At 44.8% G+C, this 18,164-nt stretch carries 18 protein-coding genes; all 18 read right to left on the bottom strand.

The window, feature by feature from the left end; genetic code table 11:
- Positions 1-15: 15 nt before the first annotated feature.
- A complete protein-coding gene (rpsQ, locus tag QNH36_RS00765; protein ID WP_023626421.1) occupies positions 16-279 on the bottom strand; it encodes a 30S ribosomal protein S17 in 264 nt (87 codons plus the stop codon).
- Positions 280-298: 19 nt separating this feature from the next.
- Entirely contained in the window at positions 299-499 is a 201-nt protein-coding gene (rpmC, locus tag QNH36_RS00760; RefSeq protein WP_079504261.1) for a 50S ribosomal protein L29, read from the bottom strand.
- Positions 489-923 carry a 50S ribosomal protein L16 gene (gene rplP / locus QNH36_RS00755; RefSeq protein ID WP_102264859.1) on the bottom strand — a complete coding sequence of 145 codons (435 nt, stop codon included), beginning with the start codon at positions 921-923 and terminating at the stop codon, positions 489-491. The genes rpmC and rplP overlap by 11 nt, the downstream gene beginning before the upstream one ends.
- Position 924: 1 nt before the next feature.
- A complete protein-coding gene (rpsC, locus tag QNH36_RS00750; protein WP_144481258.1) occupies positions 925-1,581 on the bottom strand; it encodes a 30S ribosomal protein S3 in 657 nt (218 codons plus the stop codon).
- A 3-nt stretch (positions 1,582-1,584) separates the two neighbouring features.
- On the bottom strand, positions 1,585-1,926 hold the full coding sequence (gene rplV / locus QNH36_RS00745; protein WP_079504264.1) for a 50S ribosomal protein L22: 342 nt from the start codon (positions 1,924-1,926) through the stop codon (positions 1,585-1,587).
- A gap of 18 nt (positions 1,927-1,944) precedes the next feature.
- Positions 1,945-2,223, bottom strand: coding sequence for a 30S ribosomal protein S19 (gene rpsS, locus QNH36_RS00740; RefSeq protein WP_044393904.1), 279 nt, complete (start codon positions 2,221-2,223; stop codon positions 1,945-1,947).
- A gap of 57 nt (positions 2,224-2,280) precedes the next feature.
- Positions 2,281-3,111, bottom strand: a complete 831-nt coding sequence (gene rplB, locus QNH36_RS00735; RefSeq protein ID WP_144481259.1) for a 50S ribosomal protein L2 — start codon at positions 3,109-3,111, stop codon at positions 2,281-2,283.
- A 29-nt stretch (positions 3,112-3,140) separates the two neighbouring features.
- Positions 3,141-3,425 (bottom strand): 50S ribosomal protein L23, encoded by a 285-nt coding sequence (gene rplW, locus QNH36_RS00730; protein WP_144481260.1) that lies wholly within the window; start codon positions 3,423-3,425, stop codon positions 3,141-3,143.
- The gene (gene rplD / locus QNH36_RS00725) at positions 3,425-4,048 is read right to left on the bottom strand and encodes a 50S ribosomal protein L4 (protein WP_283904461.1); all 624 of its coding nucleotides are present in this window, start codon (positions 4,046-4,048) and stop codon (positions 3,425-3,427) included. Before rplD ends, rplW begins: the two co-directional genes overlap by 1 nt.
- 26 nt (positions 4,049-4,074) lie before the next feature.
- Positions 4,075-4,704, bottom strand: coding sequence for a 50S ribosomal protein L3 (rplC, locus tag QNH36_RS00720; protein WP_144481262.1), 630 nt, complete (start codon positions 4,702-4,704; stop codon positions 4,075-4,077).
- A gap of 38 nt (positions 4,705-4,742) precedes the next feature.
- Positions 4,743-5,051: a 30S ribosomal protein S10 gene (gene rpsJ, locus QNH36_RS00715; protein ID WP_009791329.1), complete on the bottom strand. Its 309-nt coding sequence runs from the start codon at positions 5,049-5,051 to the stop codon at positions 4,743-4,745.
- Between the two features lie 799 nt (positions 5,052-5,850).
- On the bottom strand, positions 5,851-7,038 hold the full coding sequence (gene tuf, locus QNH36_RS00710; RefSeq protein ID WP_144481263.1) for an elongation factor Tu: 1,188 nt from the start codon (positions 7,036-7,038) through the stop codon (positions 5,851-5,853).
- Positions 7,039-7,161: 123 nt separating this feature from the next.
- Positions 7,162-9,240 (bottom strand): elongation factor G, encoded by a 2,079-nt coding sequence (gene fusA, locus QNH36_RS00705; RefSeq protein ID WP_283904460.1) that lies wholly within the window; start codon positions 9,238-9,240, stop codon positions 7,162-7,164.
- A gap of 48 nt (positions 9,241-9,288) precedes the next feature.
- On the bottom strand, positions 9,289-9,759 hold the full coding sequence (gene rpsG / locus QNH36_RS00700; protein WP_023626435.1) for a 30S ribosomal protein S7: 471 nt from the start codon (positions 9,757-9,759) through the stop codon (positions 9,289-9,291).
- Positions 9,760-9,799: 40 nt separating this feature from the next.
- On the bottom strand, positions 9,800-10,222 hold the full coding sequence (gene rpsL / locus QNH36_RS00695) for a 30S ribosomal protein S12 (protein ID WP_023626436.1): 423 nt from the start codon (positions 10,220-10,222) through the stop codon (positions 9,800-9,802).
- 101 nt (positions 10,223-10,323) lie between these two features.
- Complete coding sequence (locus QNH36_RS00690; RefSeq protein ID WP_144481265.1) at positions 10,324-10,572, bottom strand: 50S ribosomal protein L7ae-like protein; 249 nt, start codon at positions 10,570-10,572, stop codon at positions 10,324-10,326.
- Between the two features lie 180 nt (positions 10,573-10,752).
- Positions 10,753-14,355: a DNA-directed RNA polymerase subunit beta' gene (rpoC, locus tag QNH36_RS00685; protein WP_144481266.1), complete on the bottom strand. Its 3,603-nt coding sequence runs from the start codon at positions 14,353-14,355 to the stop codon at positions 10,753-10,755.
- A 113-nt stretch (positions 14,356-14,468) separates the two neighbouring features.
- Complete coding sequence (gene rpoB / locus QNH36_RS00680; RefSeq protein WP_144481267.1) at positions 14,469-18,032, bottom strand: DNA-directed RNA polymerase subunit beta; 3,564 nt, start codon at positions 18,030-18,032, stop codon at positions 14,469-14,471.
- Positions 18,033-18,164 lie beyond the last annotated feature (132 nt).

The following is an 18,164-nucleotide window of genomic DNA, read 5'->3' as shown; positions in this document are numbered from 1 at the left end:
CCTTAATCCGAACAATTAGATAATAACAGCTTTTTCCACCACTTCTACAAGGCGGAAACGTTTTGTGGCAGATAGCGGACGAGTTTCCATGATACGAACTACATCGCCGATTTTTGCCTCGTTTTGCTCATCATGAGCCTTGAACTTCTTAGAGTATTTTACACGCTTGCCGTATAAAGGATGCTTTTTGTAAGTCTCAACAAGAACAGTAACAGTTTTGTCCATCTTGTCAGATACTACGCGTCCAGTATAAACTTTGCGTTGGTTGCGTTCACTCATTGTGAGAACCTCCTCTCAATTATCTGTTAACGCCGATTTCTCTTTCACGAATTACAGTTTTCATGCGAGCAATCGCTTTGCGTACTTCACGAATGCGAGCTGTGTTTTCAAGTTGTCCAGTCGCTAATTGAAAGCGCAGGTTGAATAGCTCTTCTTTTAAAGATTTAACTTTTTGTTCAATTTCAGCAGTGGTAAGGTCACGAATTTCATTAGCTTTCATTAGATTCACCACCAATTTCTTCTCGTTTAACAAACTTGCACTTTACAGGAAGCTTGTGTGATGCAAGGCGTAATGCTTCGCGTGCGATCTCTTCAGAAACGCCAGCAACTTCGAACATTACTTTGCCTGGTTTAACAACTGCTACCCAACCTTCAGGAGCACCTTTACCAGAACCCATTCGGACTTCTAGAGGCTTTGCAGTATATGGCTTGTGAGGGAAAATCTTGATCCAGACTTTACCGCCACGTTTCATGTAACGAGTCATTGCAATACGGGCAGATTCGATTTGGCGGTTTGTGATCCAAGAAGCTTCAAGAGCTTGCAAACCGAATTCACCGAAGTTTACTTCAGTACCGCCTTTAGCTTGACCGCGCATCTTGCCACGGTGTTGACGGCGATATTTAACGCGTTTTGGCAATAACATATTATTTGCCTCCTTCCTCAGTTTTCTTCTTCGTAGGAAGGACCTCTCCACGATAAATCCATACTTTAACGCCTAGCTTACCGTAAGTTGTATCTGCTTCAGCAGTAGCATAATCGATATCGGCACGAAGAGTATGAAGTGGAACTGTTCCTTCGCTGTAATGTTCTGAACGAGCGATGTCTGCACCGCCAAGACGGCCGGATACCATTGTCTTGATACCTTTAGCGCCAGCACGCATTGCACGTTGGATAACTTGCTTCTGTGCGCGGCGGAAAGATACACGGTTTTCCAATTGGCGTGCGATGTTTTCAGCAACCAATTTCGCATCGATATCAGCTTTTTTGATTTCAAGAATGTTTATATGAACACGTTTGCCTGTTAGTTCGTTTAGCGCTTTACGAAGTGCTTCGACTTCTGTTCCACCCTTACCGATAACCATTCCTGGCTTCGCAGTGTGAACAGTTACATTCAAGCGGTTTGCAGCACGCTCGATTTCTACTTTAGAAAGAGAAGCATCGCGTAAACGCTTAGTGATGTACTCACGAACCTTAAGGTCTTCGTGTAAAAGATCAGCGTAGTCTTTGCCTGCGTACCATTTTGATTCCCAATCACGGATGATTCCGACACGCAAACCGACTGGATTTACTTTTTGACCCACTGATTATCCCTCCTTCTTTTCTGATAAAACGATTGTAATGTGGCTAGTACGTTTGTTAATTGCACTTGCACGGCCCATAGCACGTGGACGGAAACGTTTCAACGTTGGTCCTTCGTTAGCGTAAGCTTCGGATACGACAAGGTTATTAACATCCATCTCATAGTTGTGCTCTGCGTTTGCTAATGCAGATTTCAACACTTTTTCTACGATTGGAGAAGCTGCCTTTGGGGTAAGGTTTAAGATAGCAACTGCTTCACCAACTTGCTTTCCTCGAATTAAATCTAGAACTAAGCGAGCTTTACGAGGAGCAATACGAACTGTTCTTGCAACAGCTTTAGCTTGCATTTGGATGCCCTCCTCTCATTAACGTCTTGTTTTCTTATCGTCATTACCATGACCTTTGTAAGTACGAGTTGGAGCGAATTCTCCAAGCTTGTGGCCTACCATGTCTTCAGTGACATAAACAGGTACATGTTTGCGACCATCGTAGACAGCAATCGTGTGTCCGATGAATTGTGGGAAGATCGTAGAACGGCGAGACCAAGTTTTAACAACTTTCTTGCCTTCAGTTTCATTTAACTTTTCGATCTTTGTGATTAAGTGCTCATCAACAAAAGGTCCTTTTTTTAAGCTGCGACCCATGATTGAACCTCCCTTCGTGATTGCCCTACGGTTCCCGCGAACCGTAGCTCAATCCCGTTATTTTTTACGACGACGTACAATAAACTTGTCGGATTTGTTCTTCTTCTTACGAGTCTTAGCACCAAGAGTTGGTTTGCCCCATGGTGACATTGGAGACTTACGTCCGATTGGTGAACGTCCTTCACCACCACCGTGTGGGTGATCGTTAGGGTTCATTACAGATCCACGTACTGTTGGGCGCTTGCCTAACCAGCGTGAACGACCTGCTTTACCGATGTTGATCAATTCGTGCTGTTCGTTGCCGACTTGACCTACAGTTGCACGGCACTCAGCAAGGACCATACGTACTTCGCCTGAGTTCAAACGAATCAATACATATTTACCTTCTTTACCAAGAACCTGTGCTGAAGTTCCAGCAGAACGAACCAATTGTCCGCCTTTGCCAGGCTTCAATTCGATGTTGTGTACGACTGTACCAACTGGAATGTTAGCTAGTGGAAGAGCGTTACCTACCTTGATGTCAGCTGTTGGGCCAGACATAACTTCCATACCTACTACTAGGTTTTTAGGAGCTAGGATATATCTCTTTTCACCATCTACATAATTAATTAACGCAATATTTGCTGAACGGTTTGGATCATACTCAATTGTGGCAACGCGTCCTGGAATGCCATCTTTTGTACGTTTAAAATCGATGATTCTGTACTGACGCTTATGGCCGCCACCTTGATGACGAACAGTTAACTTACCCTGGTTGTTACGACCGCCTTTTCTGTGCAACGGAGCAAGCAAGGATTTTTCCGGCTTGTCAGTTGTAATTTCAGCAAAATCAGATGCTGTCATATTACGACGACCGTTGGAGGTAGGTTTGTACTTTTTAATCGCCATTTCGTTTCCCTCCTCTTCTTATTGAATTATTATACTTCGAAGAATTCGATTTCTTTGCTGTCTTGAGTAAGCTTAACGATAGCTTTACGACGCTTGTTAGTGTAACCGCCGAACTTGCCCATACGCTTGAACTTACCTTTGTAGTTCATGATGTTAACTTTTTCAACTTTTACGCCGAAAATAGTTTGAATAGCATCTTTAACTTGTGTCTTGTTCGCTCTTGTATCAACTTCGAAAGTGTATTTCTTCTCAGCCATTAGATCTGAAGAACGTTCTGTAATAACGGGGCGCTTAATGATATCACGTGCATCCATTATGCAAGCACCTCCTCTACTTTTTCAACAGCTGCTTTTGTCATGATCAGCTTATCATGATTTAAAACATCTAGTACGTTGATTCCATCAGCAGTAACAACAGTTACTCCAGGAATGTTACGTGCAGATAGTGCGACGTTTTCTTCAAGACCTGCTGTTACGATCAATGCTTTCGTGTTAACAGAAAGACCATTTAGTACACTCTTGAATTCCTTTGTCTTTGGAGCTTCGAAAGCTAGGCTCTCAAGAACAAGGATGTTCTCAGCTTGCACTTTTGATGATAAAGCAGATTTGATTGCCAAACGACGAACTTTCTTAGGCAGTTTATAGCTGTAGCTGCGTGGAACTGGTCCGAATACAGTACCGCCTCCGCGCCATTGTGGAGATCTGATAGATCCCTGACGAGCACGGCCAGTACCTTTTTGACGCCATGGTTTGCGTCCACCGCCCGCTACTTCAGAACGAATTTTTGTTTTATGAGTTCCCTGACGTAATGAAGCTCTCTGCATAACGACTGCTTCGAACATTACGTGGTTGTTAGGCTCAATACCAAATACTGAATCGTTAAGTTCGATTTCTCCAACTTGTGAACCAGCTTGGTTGAATAATGCTACTTTAGGCATTCTTGTTTCCTCCTTTCCTGTAAAAATTACTTAGCTTTTACAGCAGTTTTGATTTTTAGAAGGGCTTTTCTAGCACCTGGAACGTTTCCTTTGATTAAAAGGAGGTTACGTTCAGCGTCAACTTTGACGATTTGCAGGTTTTGAACAGTGATCTGCTCTCCACCCATGCGACCAGGTAGCAATTTACCCTTGAATACGCGGTTTGGAGCAACAGGACCCATTGAACCAGGGCGGCGGTGGTAACGAGAACCGTGAGCCATTGGTCCGCGAGATTGTCCGTGACGCTTGATAGCACCTTGGAAACCTTTACCCTTTGAGATTCCTGTAACATCTACGATATCGCCTTCTGCGAAAATATCAACTTTGACTTCCTGACCAACTTCATATCCTGCTACTTCGACACCATTGAATTCCTTAACGAAGCGCTTAGGAGCAGTGTTTGCTTTTGCAACGTGTCCTTTTTCAGGCTTGTTGGAAAGCTTTTCGCGCTTGTCTTCAAAACCTAACTGGATCGCTTCGTAGCCATCTGTTTCAGCAGATTTCACTTGAAGAACAACGTTTGGAGCAGCTTCTACAACAGTTACCGGGATAAGGTCGCCGTTTTCAGCAAATACTTGAGTCATACCGATCTTTCTTCCTAAGATTCCTTTGGTCATTTCAGTCACACCTCCTGTGATTTATAATGTTTTATTGATTAAAGTTTGATTTCGATATCTACACCTGATGGCAGGTCTAAACGCATTAGTGAATCGACCGTTTGCGGAGTCGGATTGATGATGTCAATCAGACGCTTATGCGTACGCATTTCGAACTGTTCACGAGAATCCTTGTACTTGTGCACCGCACGAAGAATTGTGTAAATGGACTTTTCTGTAGGTAGTGGGATTGGACCAGACACTGCCGCACCAGAACGTTTCGCAGTTTCAACAATTTTCTCTGCAGATTGATCAAGAATCCTGTGATCATAAGCTTTCAAACGGATACGAATTTTTTGTTTTGCCATTATTTTCCCTCCTTTTCGCCTATTTTAAAATAGACATTCTCCGCGAAAATTTCCCACACACTCGCCATGGCAAAGCGGCCGGGTGTGTCAGCAACCTTCCGCATCATCGCAGTCAAAGACCAACATTGTCTATTATACATAAAACATAACCCAAACGCAAGAAGTATTCCGCTTTTTAATTATGTTCAACACACTTTTACTATTATAGCGGGCACTTTGGTATTTTACAAGTGGGGAAAGAGATTTCTAACTATTTGGACGTGGAGAAAATAATTCCTATTGTTTGATTGGTGGAATATATATAGAAGAAACTAGAATGAGATGCTCCTTATTGAGCGGTTGTATTTATAAAAGCGGTGTTTTTTTAAAAAGTGAAGTATATTACTTTCGCTCCTAATACGGGTATTCGATTACCTTTTATGCAATCTATTCATCAGCGATTATCTATTACATGATGCTCCCTATTTCTGCGACCGCAGTTTCTTCTCCTCTCACGTCGCGGACGGAGAATCACTCTTTCTGCGACCGTATTCTCTTCTGTCCTCTCATTTCGGGCGAAGAATCACTCTTTCTGCGACCGTATTCTCTTCTGTCCTCTCATTTCGGGCGGAGAATCACTCTTTCTGCGACCGTATTCTCTTCTGACCTCTCATTTCGGGCGGAGAATATCTTTTTTTTAACCCATCCACGTCACACTTAGGATTTGAGATATGTACCTCCTGGTTTTATAATAGACCGATTTCAACATAAAAAAGCAGCTGGATCGTCACCCAGCTGCTTTCATTGTTTCTATTTAAAATTACTCTTGGATAGTCGCAACTACGCCAGCGCCTACAGTACGGCCGCCTTCACGAATTGAGAACTTAGTTCCTTCTTCGATAGCGATTGGAGCGATTAGTTCAACAGTCATTTCGATGTTGTCGCCAGGCATAACCATTTCTACGCCTTCAGGAAGGTTACAGATACCAGTTACATCAGTTGTACGGAAGTAGAACTGTGGACGGTAGTTAGTGAAGAATGGAGTGTGACGTCCACCTTCTTCTTTTGAAAGAACGTATACTTCAGCTTTGAACTTTGTGTGTGGCTTAACAGAACCTGGCTTAGCAAGTACTTGACCACGTTGGATATCTTCACGAGCTACCCCACGAAGAAGTGCACCGATGTTGTCTCCAGCTTCTGCATAGTCAAGAAGCTTACGGAACATTTCAACACCTGTTACAGTAGTTGATTTTGGTTCTTCAGTCATACCGATGATTTCTACAACGTCACCGACTTTAACTTGTCCACGCTCAACACGTCCAGTAGCAACTGTTCCACGGCCAGTGATTGAGAATACGTCCTCAACAGGCATCATGAAAGGCTTGTCAGTGTCACGTTCTGGAGTTGGGATGTACTCGTCAACTGCAGCCATAAGCTCGTTGATTTTTTCTTCCCATTCCGGAGCTCCTTCAAGAGCTTTAAGAGCAGAACCTTTGATAACTGGGATGTCATCGCCAGGGAAGTCGTATTCAGAAAGAAGGTCACGTACTTCCATTTCTACTAGTTCAAGAAGTTCTTCGTCGTCAACCATGTCACACTTGTTCATGAATACAACAAGGTAAGGTACGCCTACCTGACGAGAAAGAAGGATGTGCTCACGAGTTTGTGGCATTGGGCCGTCAGCAGCAGATACTACAAGGATACCGCCGTCCATTTGTGCAGCACCAGTGATCATGTTCTTAACATAGTCAGCGTGTCCTGGGCAGTCAACGTGTGCATAGTGACGAGTTGCAGTTTCGTACTCAACGTGTGCAGTTGAGATTGTGATTCCACGCTCGCGCTCTTCTGGAGCAGCGTCGATTTGGTCGTAACCGCGTGCTTCACCGCCGCCTACTTTAGAAAGAACAGTAGTGATAGCAGCTGTTAGAGTTGTTTTACCATGGTCAACGTGACCAATTGTACCAATGTTAACGTGTGGCTTAGAACGATCGAATTTAGCTTTTCCCATTAGAAAAATCCTCCTTTGATATATGAAAATTAAGTATATTTTAATGTGCTGTGAAATAGGCGAGCCTATCCCACAGCGTATGCTTACATTAGTAGTTATACTTGATTAAAAGATGAAAATCAATTATTCACCTTTATTTTTTTTGATGATTTCTTCAGAAACAGATTTAGGAACTTCTTCGTAGTGGTCGAAGTGCATTGAGAATACACCGCGTCCTTGTGTGCTTGAACGAAGAGCAGTTGCATAACCGAACATTTCTGATAGTGGAACCATCGCACGAACAACTTGTGCATTACCACGAGCATCCATACCTTCGACGCGTCCGCGACGAGCAGTGATCATACCCATGATATCTCCAAGGTATTCTTCAGGAATTACAACTTCTACCCTCATGACTGGCTCAAGGATAACTGGCTTACACTTGGAAGCCGCATTCTTAAGTGCCATTGAAGCAGCGATTTTAAACGCCATTTCAGAGGAGTCAACATCGTGGTAAGAACCATCGAATAGTCTTGCTTTGATGTCAACAAGTGGATATCCTGCAAGTACTCCGCGATCGAGAGCGTCTTCAAGACCAGCTTGAACCGCTGGGATGTATTCACGTGGAACAACACCACCGACGATACCGTTCTCGAATTCGATGCCTTTTCCTTCTTCGTTTGGAGAGAACTCAATCCAAACGTGTCCGAATTGACCACGTCCACCGGATTGGCGAGCGAATTTACCTTCAACCGAAGCTGATTCGCGGAAAGTTTCACGGTATGCAACCTGAGGTGCACCAACGTTAGCTTCCACTTTAAATTCACGACGCATACGGTCAACGATGATATCAAGGTGAAGTTCACCCATTCCAGCGATGATTACCTGTCCAGTTTCCTGGTCAGTATGCGCGCGGAATGTAGGATCTTCTTCTTGAAGTTTTTGCAATGCAGTTGTCATTTTGTCCTGGTCAGCTTTTGACTTAGGCTCAACTGATAACTGGATTACTGGTTCTGGGAACTGCATGGACTCAAGAATAACTAGAGACTTTTCATCACATAGAGTGTCACCAGTAGTAGTATCTTTCAAACCAACAGCTGCAGCGATGTCACCGGCGAAAACCTTTGAGATTTCCTGGCGGCTGTTTGCGTGCATCTGAAGGATACGTCCGATACGCTCACGCTTTCCTTTTGTTGAGTTCTGTACATATGACCCAGACTCAAGAGTACCAGAGTATACGCGGAAGAACGTTAACTTACCAACATAAGGGTCAGTCATAACTTTGAACGCAAGAGCAGAGAATGGCTCGTTGTCGTCAGAGTGACGCTCAACTTCTTCATCAGAATCCGGCAGAGTACCTTTGATTGCTGGTACATCCAGTGGAGATGGAAGGTAGTCGATAACAGCGTCAAGCATTAGCTGAACACCTTTGTTTTTGAATGCTGAACCACAGATAACTGGGTAGAATTCAACGTTTGTTGTACCTTTACGGATAGCAGCTTTGATCTCTTCGATAGTAAGCTCTTCTCCGCCAAGGTATTTTTCCATTAACTCTTCATCAAGCTCAGCTACCGCTTCGATTAGCTTTTCACGGTATTCTTCAGCTTGTGCTTTATATTCTTCAGGAATCTCACCTTCAGTAATTTCAGTACCTAGGTCATTTCCGTAGAAGATAGCTTTCATTTCAACAAGGTCGATGATTGCTTCAAACTCATCTTCAGCTCCGATTGGAAGCTGGATTGGATGAGCATTCGCTTGAAGACGATCATGGATAGTTGAAACAGAGTATAGGAAGTCCGCGCCTAGCTTATCCATTTTGTTAACGAATACTACACGTGGAACTCCGTAAGTAGTAGCCTGGCGCCAAACTGTTTCAGTTTGAGGCTCAACACCTGACTGTGCGTCAAGTACTGCTACTGCACCATCAAGTACACGAAGTGAACGTTCAACTTCAACAGTGAAGTCTACGTGTCCTGGTGTGTCGATGATGTTAACGCGGTGTTCTTTCCAAGAAGCTGTAGTTGCAGCAGAAGTGATCGTGATTCCACGCTCTTGTTCCTGCTCCATCCAGTCCATTTGAGAAGCACCTTCATGAGTTTCGCCGATTTTATGAATACGGCCTGTATAATATAGAACACGCTCAGTTGTTGTTGTTTTACCAGCATCAATGTGAGCCATGATCCCAATATTACGAGTTTTTTCTAAGGAGAACTCTCTTGCCATTTGGTCTTTCTCCTTCCTAGTATGAGTGTTTTTAGATTGAAGGTAAGATTACCAACGATAGTGAGCGAATGCTTTGTTTGCTTCCGCCATTTTGTGTGTATCTTCGCGCTTCTTAACAGAAGCACCAGTGTTGTTAGCAGCGTCAAGAATTTCGTTAGCAAGACGCTCTTCCATTGTCTTTTCCCCACGAAGACGTGAGTAGTTGACCAACCAGCGAAGACCAAGAGTTGTACGGCGGTCTGCACGCACCTCAACTGGTACTTGGTAGTTAGCTCCACCTACACGGCGTGCTTTTACTTCTAGAACAGGCATGATGTTCTTAAGAGCTGCATCGAATACTTCGATTGGCTCCTTGCCTGAACGCTCACGAATGATATCAAAAGCTGAATAAAGGATCTTTTGTGATTTACCTCTCTTGCCATCGATCATCATTTTGTTGATCAAACGAGTGATAAGCTTTGAGTTATAAATCGGATCCGGCAATACGTCTCTCTTTGCAACTGGACCTTTACGTGGCATGTAATTTCCTCCTTTCAAAAAGGGTTAATAGTTTTGGTTATTATTTCTTAGCTGCTTTTGGTCTCTTAGTACCGTACTTAGAACGGCCCTGCATACGGTTGTTTACACCAGCAGTATCAAGAGCACCACGAACGATGTGGTAACGCACACCCGGTAAGTCTTTTACACGTCCTCCGCGGATAAGAACAACGCTGTGCTCTTGAAGGTTGTGCCCGATACCAGGGATATAAGCTGTTACCTCGATTCCGTTAGTCAAACGTACACGAGCGTATTTACGCAACGCTGAGTTCGGCTTCTTTGGAGTCATAGTACCAACACGAGTACATACACCACGCTTTTGTGGAGATGAAACGTTAGTTTGTGCTTTTTTGAAGCTGTTGTAACCTTTATTTAGCGCCGGAGATTTTGACTTCTCCTCTTTTGAGCTACGTGGCTTGCGCACTAATTGGTTAATTGTAGGCATGATCATTTTCCTCCCTTCACATTTTGTGTAAGCCCACACATCCAGGTGGTTCATTTTTTTACAAAAAACAAAGTTCTTGCAGTTGACTGCAAAAACAGTTTTTACTTGGTTATCGCTACAGCTGAGGCGCCGACGGCAATTCCGCATGCCTTCCCTAATTTTTTCATAGAGTCGACATAGGTGATGGCGGTGTTCATTTCCCTGGCAGCTTGCAATAGATTCGCTGTCACTTTCGTGTCAGCATCCTTTGCAATGACCAGTTCGATTACTTCGCCAGCCTTCAGTGCTTTCACTGTTTGCTTTGATCCTACTATAATCTTGTTAGCTTGAGCTACTTTTTCATAAGACATCGATATCCTCCAAAGTAACCGGTAAATAGGAGCACCTTTGAAATAGTAACATTTAGTGCAAGGTATGTCAACAGCATTAAAAAACTTTTTTCGCTAATGTGTTTCTTTATTCATAGATTCGCTCTTATTTTTTAAAAAGGCGGCACTTTCTGCCGAAGCAGAGAGTACCGCGCTTTTACTTTATTCTACAGTGATGGCATCTTCAGCATTTTCTTCTTCCGTTGAGATTGGCTCAGCTCTTCTGTAGCGCTGCATACCAGTTCCTGCTGGAACAAGTTTACCGATGATAACATTTTCTTTCAGGCCGAGAAGTTCATCTCGCTTGCCTTTGATCGCTGCATCTGTAAGCACTCTTGTTGTTTCCTGGAAGGATGCTGCGGACAGGAATGAATCTGTCTCAAGTGATGCTTTTGTGATACCAAGCAATACTGGACGTCCTGTTGCAGGCATTTTACCTTCAAGAAGCGCTTTGCGGTTCGCGTCAGTGAACTGATGGATTTCAAGCAATGTGCCTGGCAGTACATCCGTTTCACCAGCGTCGATTACCCTGATTTTGCGCATCATCTGGCGAACCATTACTTCTACGTGCTTATCCCCGATCTCAACACCCTGCATACGGTATACCTTTTGAACTTCTTTCAATAGGTATTCCTGCACGGATTGAACATCTTTGACTCTTAAAAGTTCCTTAGGGTCAATTGAACCTTCAGTGAGTTCCTGACCGCGTTCAACATGGTCATTTATAGCAACCTTTAGGCGTGCTGTATATGGCGCATTGTATGTGCGGCTTTCGATTTCACCCTGGATCACGATTTCCTGCTGACGGTCTTTTCCTTCGTTGATGCCTACTACGACACCTTCCAATTCAGAGATGACAGCCTGACCTTTAGGATTACGCGCTTCAAACAATTCCTGGATACGCGGAAGACCTTGTGTGATATCGTCTCCTGCAACACCGCCGGTATGGAATGTACGCATTGTAAGCTGTGTGCCCGGCTCACCGATTGACTGCGCAGCAATGATGCCGACTGCTTCGCCAACTTCGACTTCCTGGCCAGTTGCCAGGTTGCGTCCGTAACATTTCTTACATACGCCGTGGCGTGTATTACATGTGAATGCAGAACGAATCCAAACTTCTTCGATACCTGCTTCTGTTACTTCAACAGCAAGGTCTTCTGTAATCAAGCCATTTTCAGGTACAATTACAGCCTTTGTTTCAGGATGCTTGATTGCCTTTCTTGCATAACGGCCAATCAATCGCTCATCAAGAGGTTCGATTACTTCAGTACCATCTTTAAGAGATTTGATAAACAAGCCTCTGTCTGTTCCGCAATCGTCTTCGCGAACGATGACATCCTGGGCTACGTCTACAAGACGGCGTGTCAGGTAACCTGAGTCCGCAGTCTTAAGTGCTGTATCGGCAAGACCTTTACGAGCACCGTGAGTAGAGATAAAGTACTCCAATACTGTAAGACCTTCACGGAAACTTGACTTGATCGGCAATTCGATGATCCGTCCCGCCGGGTTGGCCATCAGACCACGCATACCAGCAAGCTGCGTGAAGTTGGACGCGTTACCACGGGCACCGGAGTCACTCATCATGAAGATTGGGTTGGAATTATCCAGTGATTTCATCAGCTTCGCCTGGATATTATCCTTCGCCTGGCTCCAGATAGAAATAACACGGTCATAACGCTCATCCTCGGTAATCAAACCGCGTCTGAACTGCTTAAGAACATTATCGACCTTCGTTTGTGCTTCTGAAATGATTTCCTGCTTCTCTTTAAGAACCACGATATCAGCCACACCGACCGTAATACCCGCTTTAGTGGAGTATGTGAAGCCAAGTCCCTTCATACGGTCAAGCATTTTTGAAGTTTCGGTGATCTTGAACTTCTTGAAAACTTCAGCAATGATGTTTCCAAGAATTTTCTTCTTGAATGGATCAACCAATGGCATACTCTTGATAACTTCCTTGATATCAGCGCCTTTTTCCACAAAATACTTCTCAGGAGTTTTCTCCTCAAGGTTTTGCTTGGAAGGTTCGTTGATATATGGGAAGGACGCTGGAAGGATTTCATTGAAAATCAACTTACCAACAGTCGTGATCAAGAGCTGGCCATTTTGCTCTTCAGTGAATGTCTGGTTGCCAAGTGATGATGCGGCAACAGCAACACGTGTATGAAGATGCACATAGCCATTTTGATAGGCAACTAATGCTTCGTTTGTATCCTTGAAGACCATACCTTCACCGACAGCGCCTTCTCTTTCAAGTGTCAGGTAGTAGTTACCCAATACCATATCCTGTGAAGGAGTTACAACTGGCTTGCCGTCCTTAGGGTTCAGGATGTTCTGTGCTGCAAGCATCAACAAGCGTGCTTCTGCTTGTGCTTCAGCAGAAAGCGGAACGTGGACAGCCATCTGGTCACCGTCGAAGTCAGCGTTATATGCTGTACATACGAGCGGGTGAAGACGGATTGCTCGTCCTTCTACCAATGTCGGCTCGAATGCCTGGATTCCAAGTCTGTGAAGAGTCGGTGCACGGTTCAGCAATACTGGGTGCTCCTTGATGACATCTTCAAGTACATCCCAGACTTCCGGCTGGACGCGCTCGATTTTACGCTTGGCAGACTTTATATTATGGGCTAAGCCCTTTTGGACAAGTTCTTTCATGACAAACGGCTTGAACAGCTCAAGAGCCATTTCTTTTGGCAGTCCGCACTGGTACATGTGCAGGTTAGGCCCTACGACGATAACAGAACGGCCAGAGTAGTCAACACGCTTACCAAGAAGGTTTTGACGGAAACGACCTTGTTTACCCTTCAGCATATGAGAAAGGGACTTCAATGGACGGTTACCTGGTCCGGTTACCGGACGTCCGCGGCGGCCGTTATCAATCAGCGCATCAACAGCTTCCTGAAGCATACGCTTTTCGTTCTGGACGATGATGCTTGGAGCACCAAGGTCAAGAAGTCGCTTAAGACGGTTATTACGGTTGATTACACGGCGATACAGGTCATTCAGGTCAGACGTTGCGAAACGGCCGCCATCAAGCTGTACCATCGGGCGAAGTTCCGGCGGGATAACAGGGAGAACATCAAGGATCATCCATGATGGCTCATTGCCTGATCCACGGAATGCTTCTACTACCTCAAGGCGCTTGATCGCACGAGTACGACGCTGGCCCTGTGCAGTTCTCAATTCTTCCTTCAGCATATCTGCTTCTTTATCAAGGTCGATATCAGAAAGCAGCTTTTTGATTGCTTCAGCTCCCATGGCAGCCTGGAACTTATTGCCGTATTTTTCACGGTAAGCACGGTATTCTTTCTCTGATAACAATTGCTTCTTTTCAAGAGCAGTGTCACCAGTTTCCGTTACCACATACGAAGCAAAGTAAATAACTTCTTCAAGTGCACGCGGAGACATGTCAAGGACTAGTCCCATGCGGCTAGGAATACCTTTGAAATACCAAATGTGAGAAACAGGAGCCGCAAGCTCAATGTGTCCCATTCTTTCACGACGGACTTTTGCACGAGTTACTTCAACACCGCATCGGTCACAGACAACGCCCTTGTAGCGGACTCTCTTGTACTTTCCGCAGTGACATTCCCAGTCTTTTGTCGGTCCGAAGATCCGCTCACAGAATAAGCCGTCTTTTTCTGGCTTTAAAGTACGATAGTTGATTGTTTCTGGCTTTTTAACCTCACCGAAAGACCATGAACGGATCTTGTCTGGTGAAGCGAGGCCAATTTTCATGTACTCAAAATTATTAACATCTAGCAAGGGGCCTACCTCCCTTTTAATCTAGGGTTTTACCCTTATGGCCATCCAAAAAGGAACACACGTGGACAATACTGTTATTCAACTGTTTGTACACGTGTGCCAATTAGATGGACCTATTCTTTCATTCCCACTTTTTCTGAATCCATTTCTTCTGCTTCAGGAGCAATTGTCAATGTTTCAGCATGCTGCATCTCTTCATCCTCATCGAAGTCGCGCATTTCGATTTCTTTTTCATCGCCTGAAAGGATCTTTACGTCCATACCAAGACTCTGAAGCTCTTTCATCAATACTTTGAATGACTCAGGAACACCTGGTTCTGGTACGTTTTCACCTTTAACAATCGCTTCATATGTTTTAACACGTCCAACAACATCATCGGACTTGACAGTTAAGATTTCCTGCAATGTGTATGCAGCGCCGTATGCTTCAAGCGCCCAAACTTCCATCTCCCCGAAACGCTGTCCGCCGAACTGGGCTTTACCGCCAAGCGGCTGCTGCGTAACAAGTGAGTATGGTCCAGTAGAACGAGCGTGAAGCTTATCGTCTACCATGTGGGCAAGCTTGATCATGTACATGACACCGACAGATACACGGTTATCGAAAGGTTCGCCTGTACGGCCATCATAAAGGATGGTCTTAGCGTCCCTTGCCATGCCTGCTTCCTCGATTGTCGCCCAGACATCCTCTTCAGTGGCACCATCGAAAACAGGAGATGCAACATGGATTCCAAGGTAACGCGCAGCCATGCCCAGGTGAAGCTCAAGCACCTGTCCGATGTTCATACGTGATGGTACCCCTAGTGGGTTAAGCATGATATCGACTGGTGTTCCATCCGGCAAGAAAGGCATATCCTCTTCCGGAAGGATTTTTGAGATAACCCCTTTGTTACCGTGGCGTCCTGCCATTTTGTCACCTTCAGAAATCTTACGCTTCTGAACGATGTATGCACGGACAAGCTGGTTTACACCAGGAGGAAGCTCGTCGCCATCTTCACGGTTGAACACTTTGACGTCAAGGACAATCCCGCCGCCGCCGTGTGGAACACGCAATGAAGTATCACGCACTTCCCTTGCTTTTTCACCAAAGATTGCATGAAGGAGACGTTCTTCCGCAGTCAATTCAGTAACCCCTTTTGGTGTTACCTTACCTACTAGAAGATCTCCATCTTTTACTTCAGCACCGACACGGATGATTCCGCGCTCATCAAGGTTTCTTAATGCATCTTCCCCGACGTTCGGGATATCACGTGTGATTTCTTCAGGTCCAAGCTTTGTATCGCGGGACTCTGACTCATATTCTTCTATATGGATCGATGTATATACATCGTCTTTAACGAGGCGCTCACTCATGATGATCGCATCCTCGTAGTTATAACCATTCCATGTCATGAAGCCAACAAGGACGTTACGGCCAAGTGCCAGTTCACCTTTTTCCATTGACGGGCCATCTGCAAGGATTTCCCCTTTGGTTACACGGTCGCCAATACTTACGATTGGGCGCTGGTTGTAGCATGTTCCCTGGTTGGAACGGATGAACTTCAGCATACGGTACTTATCAAGGTCACCCTTGACTTCCTGTCCGTCTACTTCCTTGACGCGGCGTACCCAGACTTCACGGGCTTCCACATGCTCGACAATCCCCTCATGCTTACAGATGACTGCAGCTCCGGAGTCTTTGGCAGAAACGTGTTCCATTCCAGTTCCGACTCTTGGTGCTTCAGGCTGCATCAATGGAACAGCCTGACGCTGCATGTTCGCACCCATTAGGGCACGGTTGGAGTCATCGTTTTCAAGGAACGGGATACACGCAGTGGCTGCGGATACAACCTGCTTCGGTGATACGTCCATGTAATCGACGCGGTCACGCATGACAACAGTATTTTCACCGCGGAAACGGGCAATTACTTCTTCATCAACGAAGGAACCATCATCAGCAAGACGAGCATTCGCCTGTGCCACTACATAGTTATCTTCTTCATCAGCTGTTAAGTAATCGAAATGGCTTGTCACTTTACCTGTTTCAGGATCAACACGGCGGTACGGAGTCTCGATGAATCCGAAGCGGTTAACCTTCGCGAAACTTGAAAGTGAGTTGATCAAACCGATGTTTGGACCTTCAGGCGTTTCGATCGGGCACATACGTCCATAGTGGGAGTAGTGAACGTCACGCACTTCAAAGCCTGCGCGTTCACGTGTAAGACCACCAGGTCCCAATGCAGAAAGACGCCTCTTATGTGTCAATTCAGCCAGCGGATTTGTCTGGTCCATGAACTGTGAAAGCTGTGAGCTTCCAAAGAACTCTTTAATGGACGCAATGACCGGGCGGATATTGATTAATTGCTGTGGTGTAATCGTGTTTGTGTCCTGGATGGACATTCTTTCACGGACTACACGCTCCATTCGGGACAAACCAATACGGAATTGGTTCTGCAATAGTTCGCCAACAGAACGAAGACGTCTGTTACCTAAATGGTCGATATCATCCGTGTCGCCAACACCATGCAGCAAGTTAAAGAAGTAGCTGATGGATGCAATGATATCAGCAGGCGTGATGTTTTTGATCGGTTCAGGGACATAGGCGTTTCCTAGAACATTAATCTCTTTCTCACCCTCAACATCGTTCGGTGAGTAGATTTTAATGCTTTGAAGCGTTACATCCTCTTCAACCACGCCGCCGTAAGGGCTGATTGTCTTGAAGCCAACATTGTTCTCAAGCGCAGGGATGATCTTATCCAAAGTACGGCGGTCAAGAGTGACGCCTTTTTCTGCGATGATTTCTCCTGTTTCAGGATCCACCAATGTTTCTGCAAGCTTTTGCCCGAATAAACGGTTTTTAATATGAAGCTTTTTGTTGATTTTATAACGCCCTACATTTGCAAGGTCATAGCGCTTTGGATCAAAGAATCTTGATACCAAAAGGCTTTTTGCATTGTCAACTGTAGGCGGTTCGCCAGGACGGAGACGCTCATAAATTTCAAGAAGCGCTTTTTCCGTACTTTCCGTATTGTCTTTTTCAAGAGTATTACGGATATATTCGTTATCACCGATCAGATCAATGATTTCTTGATCAGAACCGAACCCTAATGCACGCAAAAGAACCGTAACAGGGAGCTTCCTCGTACGATCGATCCTTACATATACAACATCCTTGGCATCTGTTTCATACTCTAACCAGGCGCCGCGGTTAGGAATAACGGTTGCAGTGAACCCTTTCTTCCCGTTCTTATCAAGTTTCCCACTATAGTACACACTTGGTGAACGCACTAACTGGGAAACGATAACCCTTTCAGCACCGTTTATGACAAACGTGCCAGTTTCTGTCATAAGCGGAAAATCGCCCATGAAGACATCCTGGTCCTTTACTTCACCTGTTTCCTTGTTTACAAGGCGGACCTTTACCCGCAATGGTGCAGAGTAAGTAACGTCTCTTTCTTTTGATTCTTCCACTGGATATTTCGGTTCGCCAAGACTGTAATCGATAAACTCTAACGATAAGTTACCAGTAAAGTCTTCAATCGGTGAAATGTCCTGGAACATTTCACGGAGGCCCTCATCAAGAAACCACTGATAGGAAGAGGTTTGAATTTCAATCAAATTCGGCAATTCCAAAACTTCACTGATGCGAGCATAACTTCTACGTTGGCGGTGTCGTCCATACTGAACTAGTTGACCTGTCAACTGATTCACCCCTCAAATCAAGCGTTATTATTCATCTATCCCTGTCTTGTCCATGAAGTTTCCTCCATTTCAAAAGACAAAAAGAAAAAGGGTTTTCACCTAAAAACCACATTTCCTGCAACGAACAATTAT

Source organism: Mesobacillus sp. AQ2, assembly GCF_030122805.1.
Lineage (GTDB): Bacteria > Bacillota > Bacilli > Bacillales > Cytobacillaceae > Mesobacillus > Mesobacillus oceanisediminis_A.
The sequence above is the reverse complement of the archived record's forward strand: the minus strand, read 5'-3'. Positions and strand labels throughout refer to the sequence as shown.

Excerpts from the sequence above, each read along its gene's own strand:
- rplB (WP_144481259.1), bottom strand. The coding sequence starts at position 3,111 with ATGGCGATTAAAAAGTACAAACCTACCTCCAACGGTCGTCGTAATATG.
- tuf (WP_144481263.1), bottom strand. The coding sequence starts at position 7,038 with ATGGGAAAAGCTAAATTCGATCGTTCTAAGCCACACGTTAACATTGGT.
- rplP (WP_102264859.1), bottom strand. The coding sequence starts at position 923 with ATGTTATTGCCAAAACGCGTTAAATATCGCCGTCAACACCGTGGCAAG.
- rplV (WP_079504264.1), bottom strand. The coding sequence starts at position 1,926 with ATGCAAGCTAAAGCTGTTGCAAGAACAGTTCGTATTGCTCCTCGTAAA.
- rplD (WP_283904461.1), bottom strand. The coding sequence starts at position 4,048 with ATGCCTAAAGTAGCATTATTCAACCAAGCTGGTTCACAAGTTGGAGAA.
- rpsQ (WP_023626421.1), bottom strand. The coding sequence starts at position 279 with ATGAGTGAACGCAACCAACGCAAAGTTTATACTGGACGCGTAGTATCT.
- QNH36_RS00690 (WP_144481265.1), bottom strand. The coding sequence starts at position 10,572 with ATGTCTTATGAAAAAGTAGCTCAAGCTAACAAGATTATAGTAGGATCA.
- rpmC (WP_079504261.1), bottom strand. The coding sequence starts at position 499 with ATGAAAGCTAATGAAATTCGTGACCTTACCACTGCTGAAATTGAACAA.
- rplC (WP_144481262.1), bottom strand. The coding sequence starts at position 4,704 with ATGACCAAAGGAATCTTAGGAAGAAAGATCGGTATGACTCAAGTATTT.
- rpsG (WP_023626435.1), bottom strand. The coding sequence starts at position 9,759 with ATGCCACGTAAAGGTCCAGTTGCAAAGAGAGACGTATTGCCGGATCCG.
- fusA (WP_283904460.1), bottom strand. The coding sequence starts at position 9,240 with ATGGCAAGAGAGTTCTCCTTAGAAAAAACTCGTAATATTGGGATCATG.
- rpsL (WP_023626436.1), bottom strand. The coding sequence starts at position 10,222 with ATGCCTACAATTAACCAATTAGTGCGCAAGCCACGTAGCTCAAAAGAG.
- rpsS (WP_044393904.1), bottom strand. The coding sequence starts at position 2,223 with ATGGGTCGCAGCTTAAAAAAAGGACCTTTTGTTGATGAGCACTTAATC.
- rpsJ (WP_009791329.1), bottom strand. The coding sequence starts at position 5,051 with ATGGCAAAACAAAAAATTCGTATCCGTTTGAAAGCTTATGATCACAGG.
- rplW (WP_144481260.1), bottom strand. The coding sequence starts at position 3,425 with ATGGATGCACGTGATATCATTAAGCGCCCCGTTATTACAGAACGTTCT.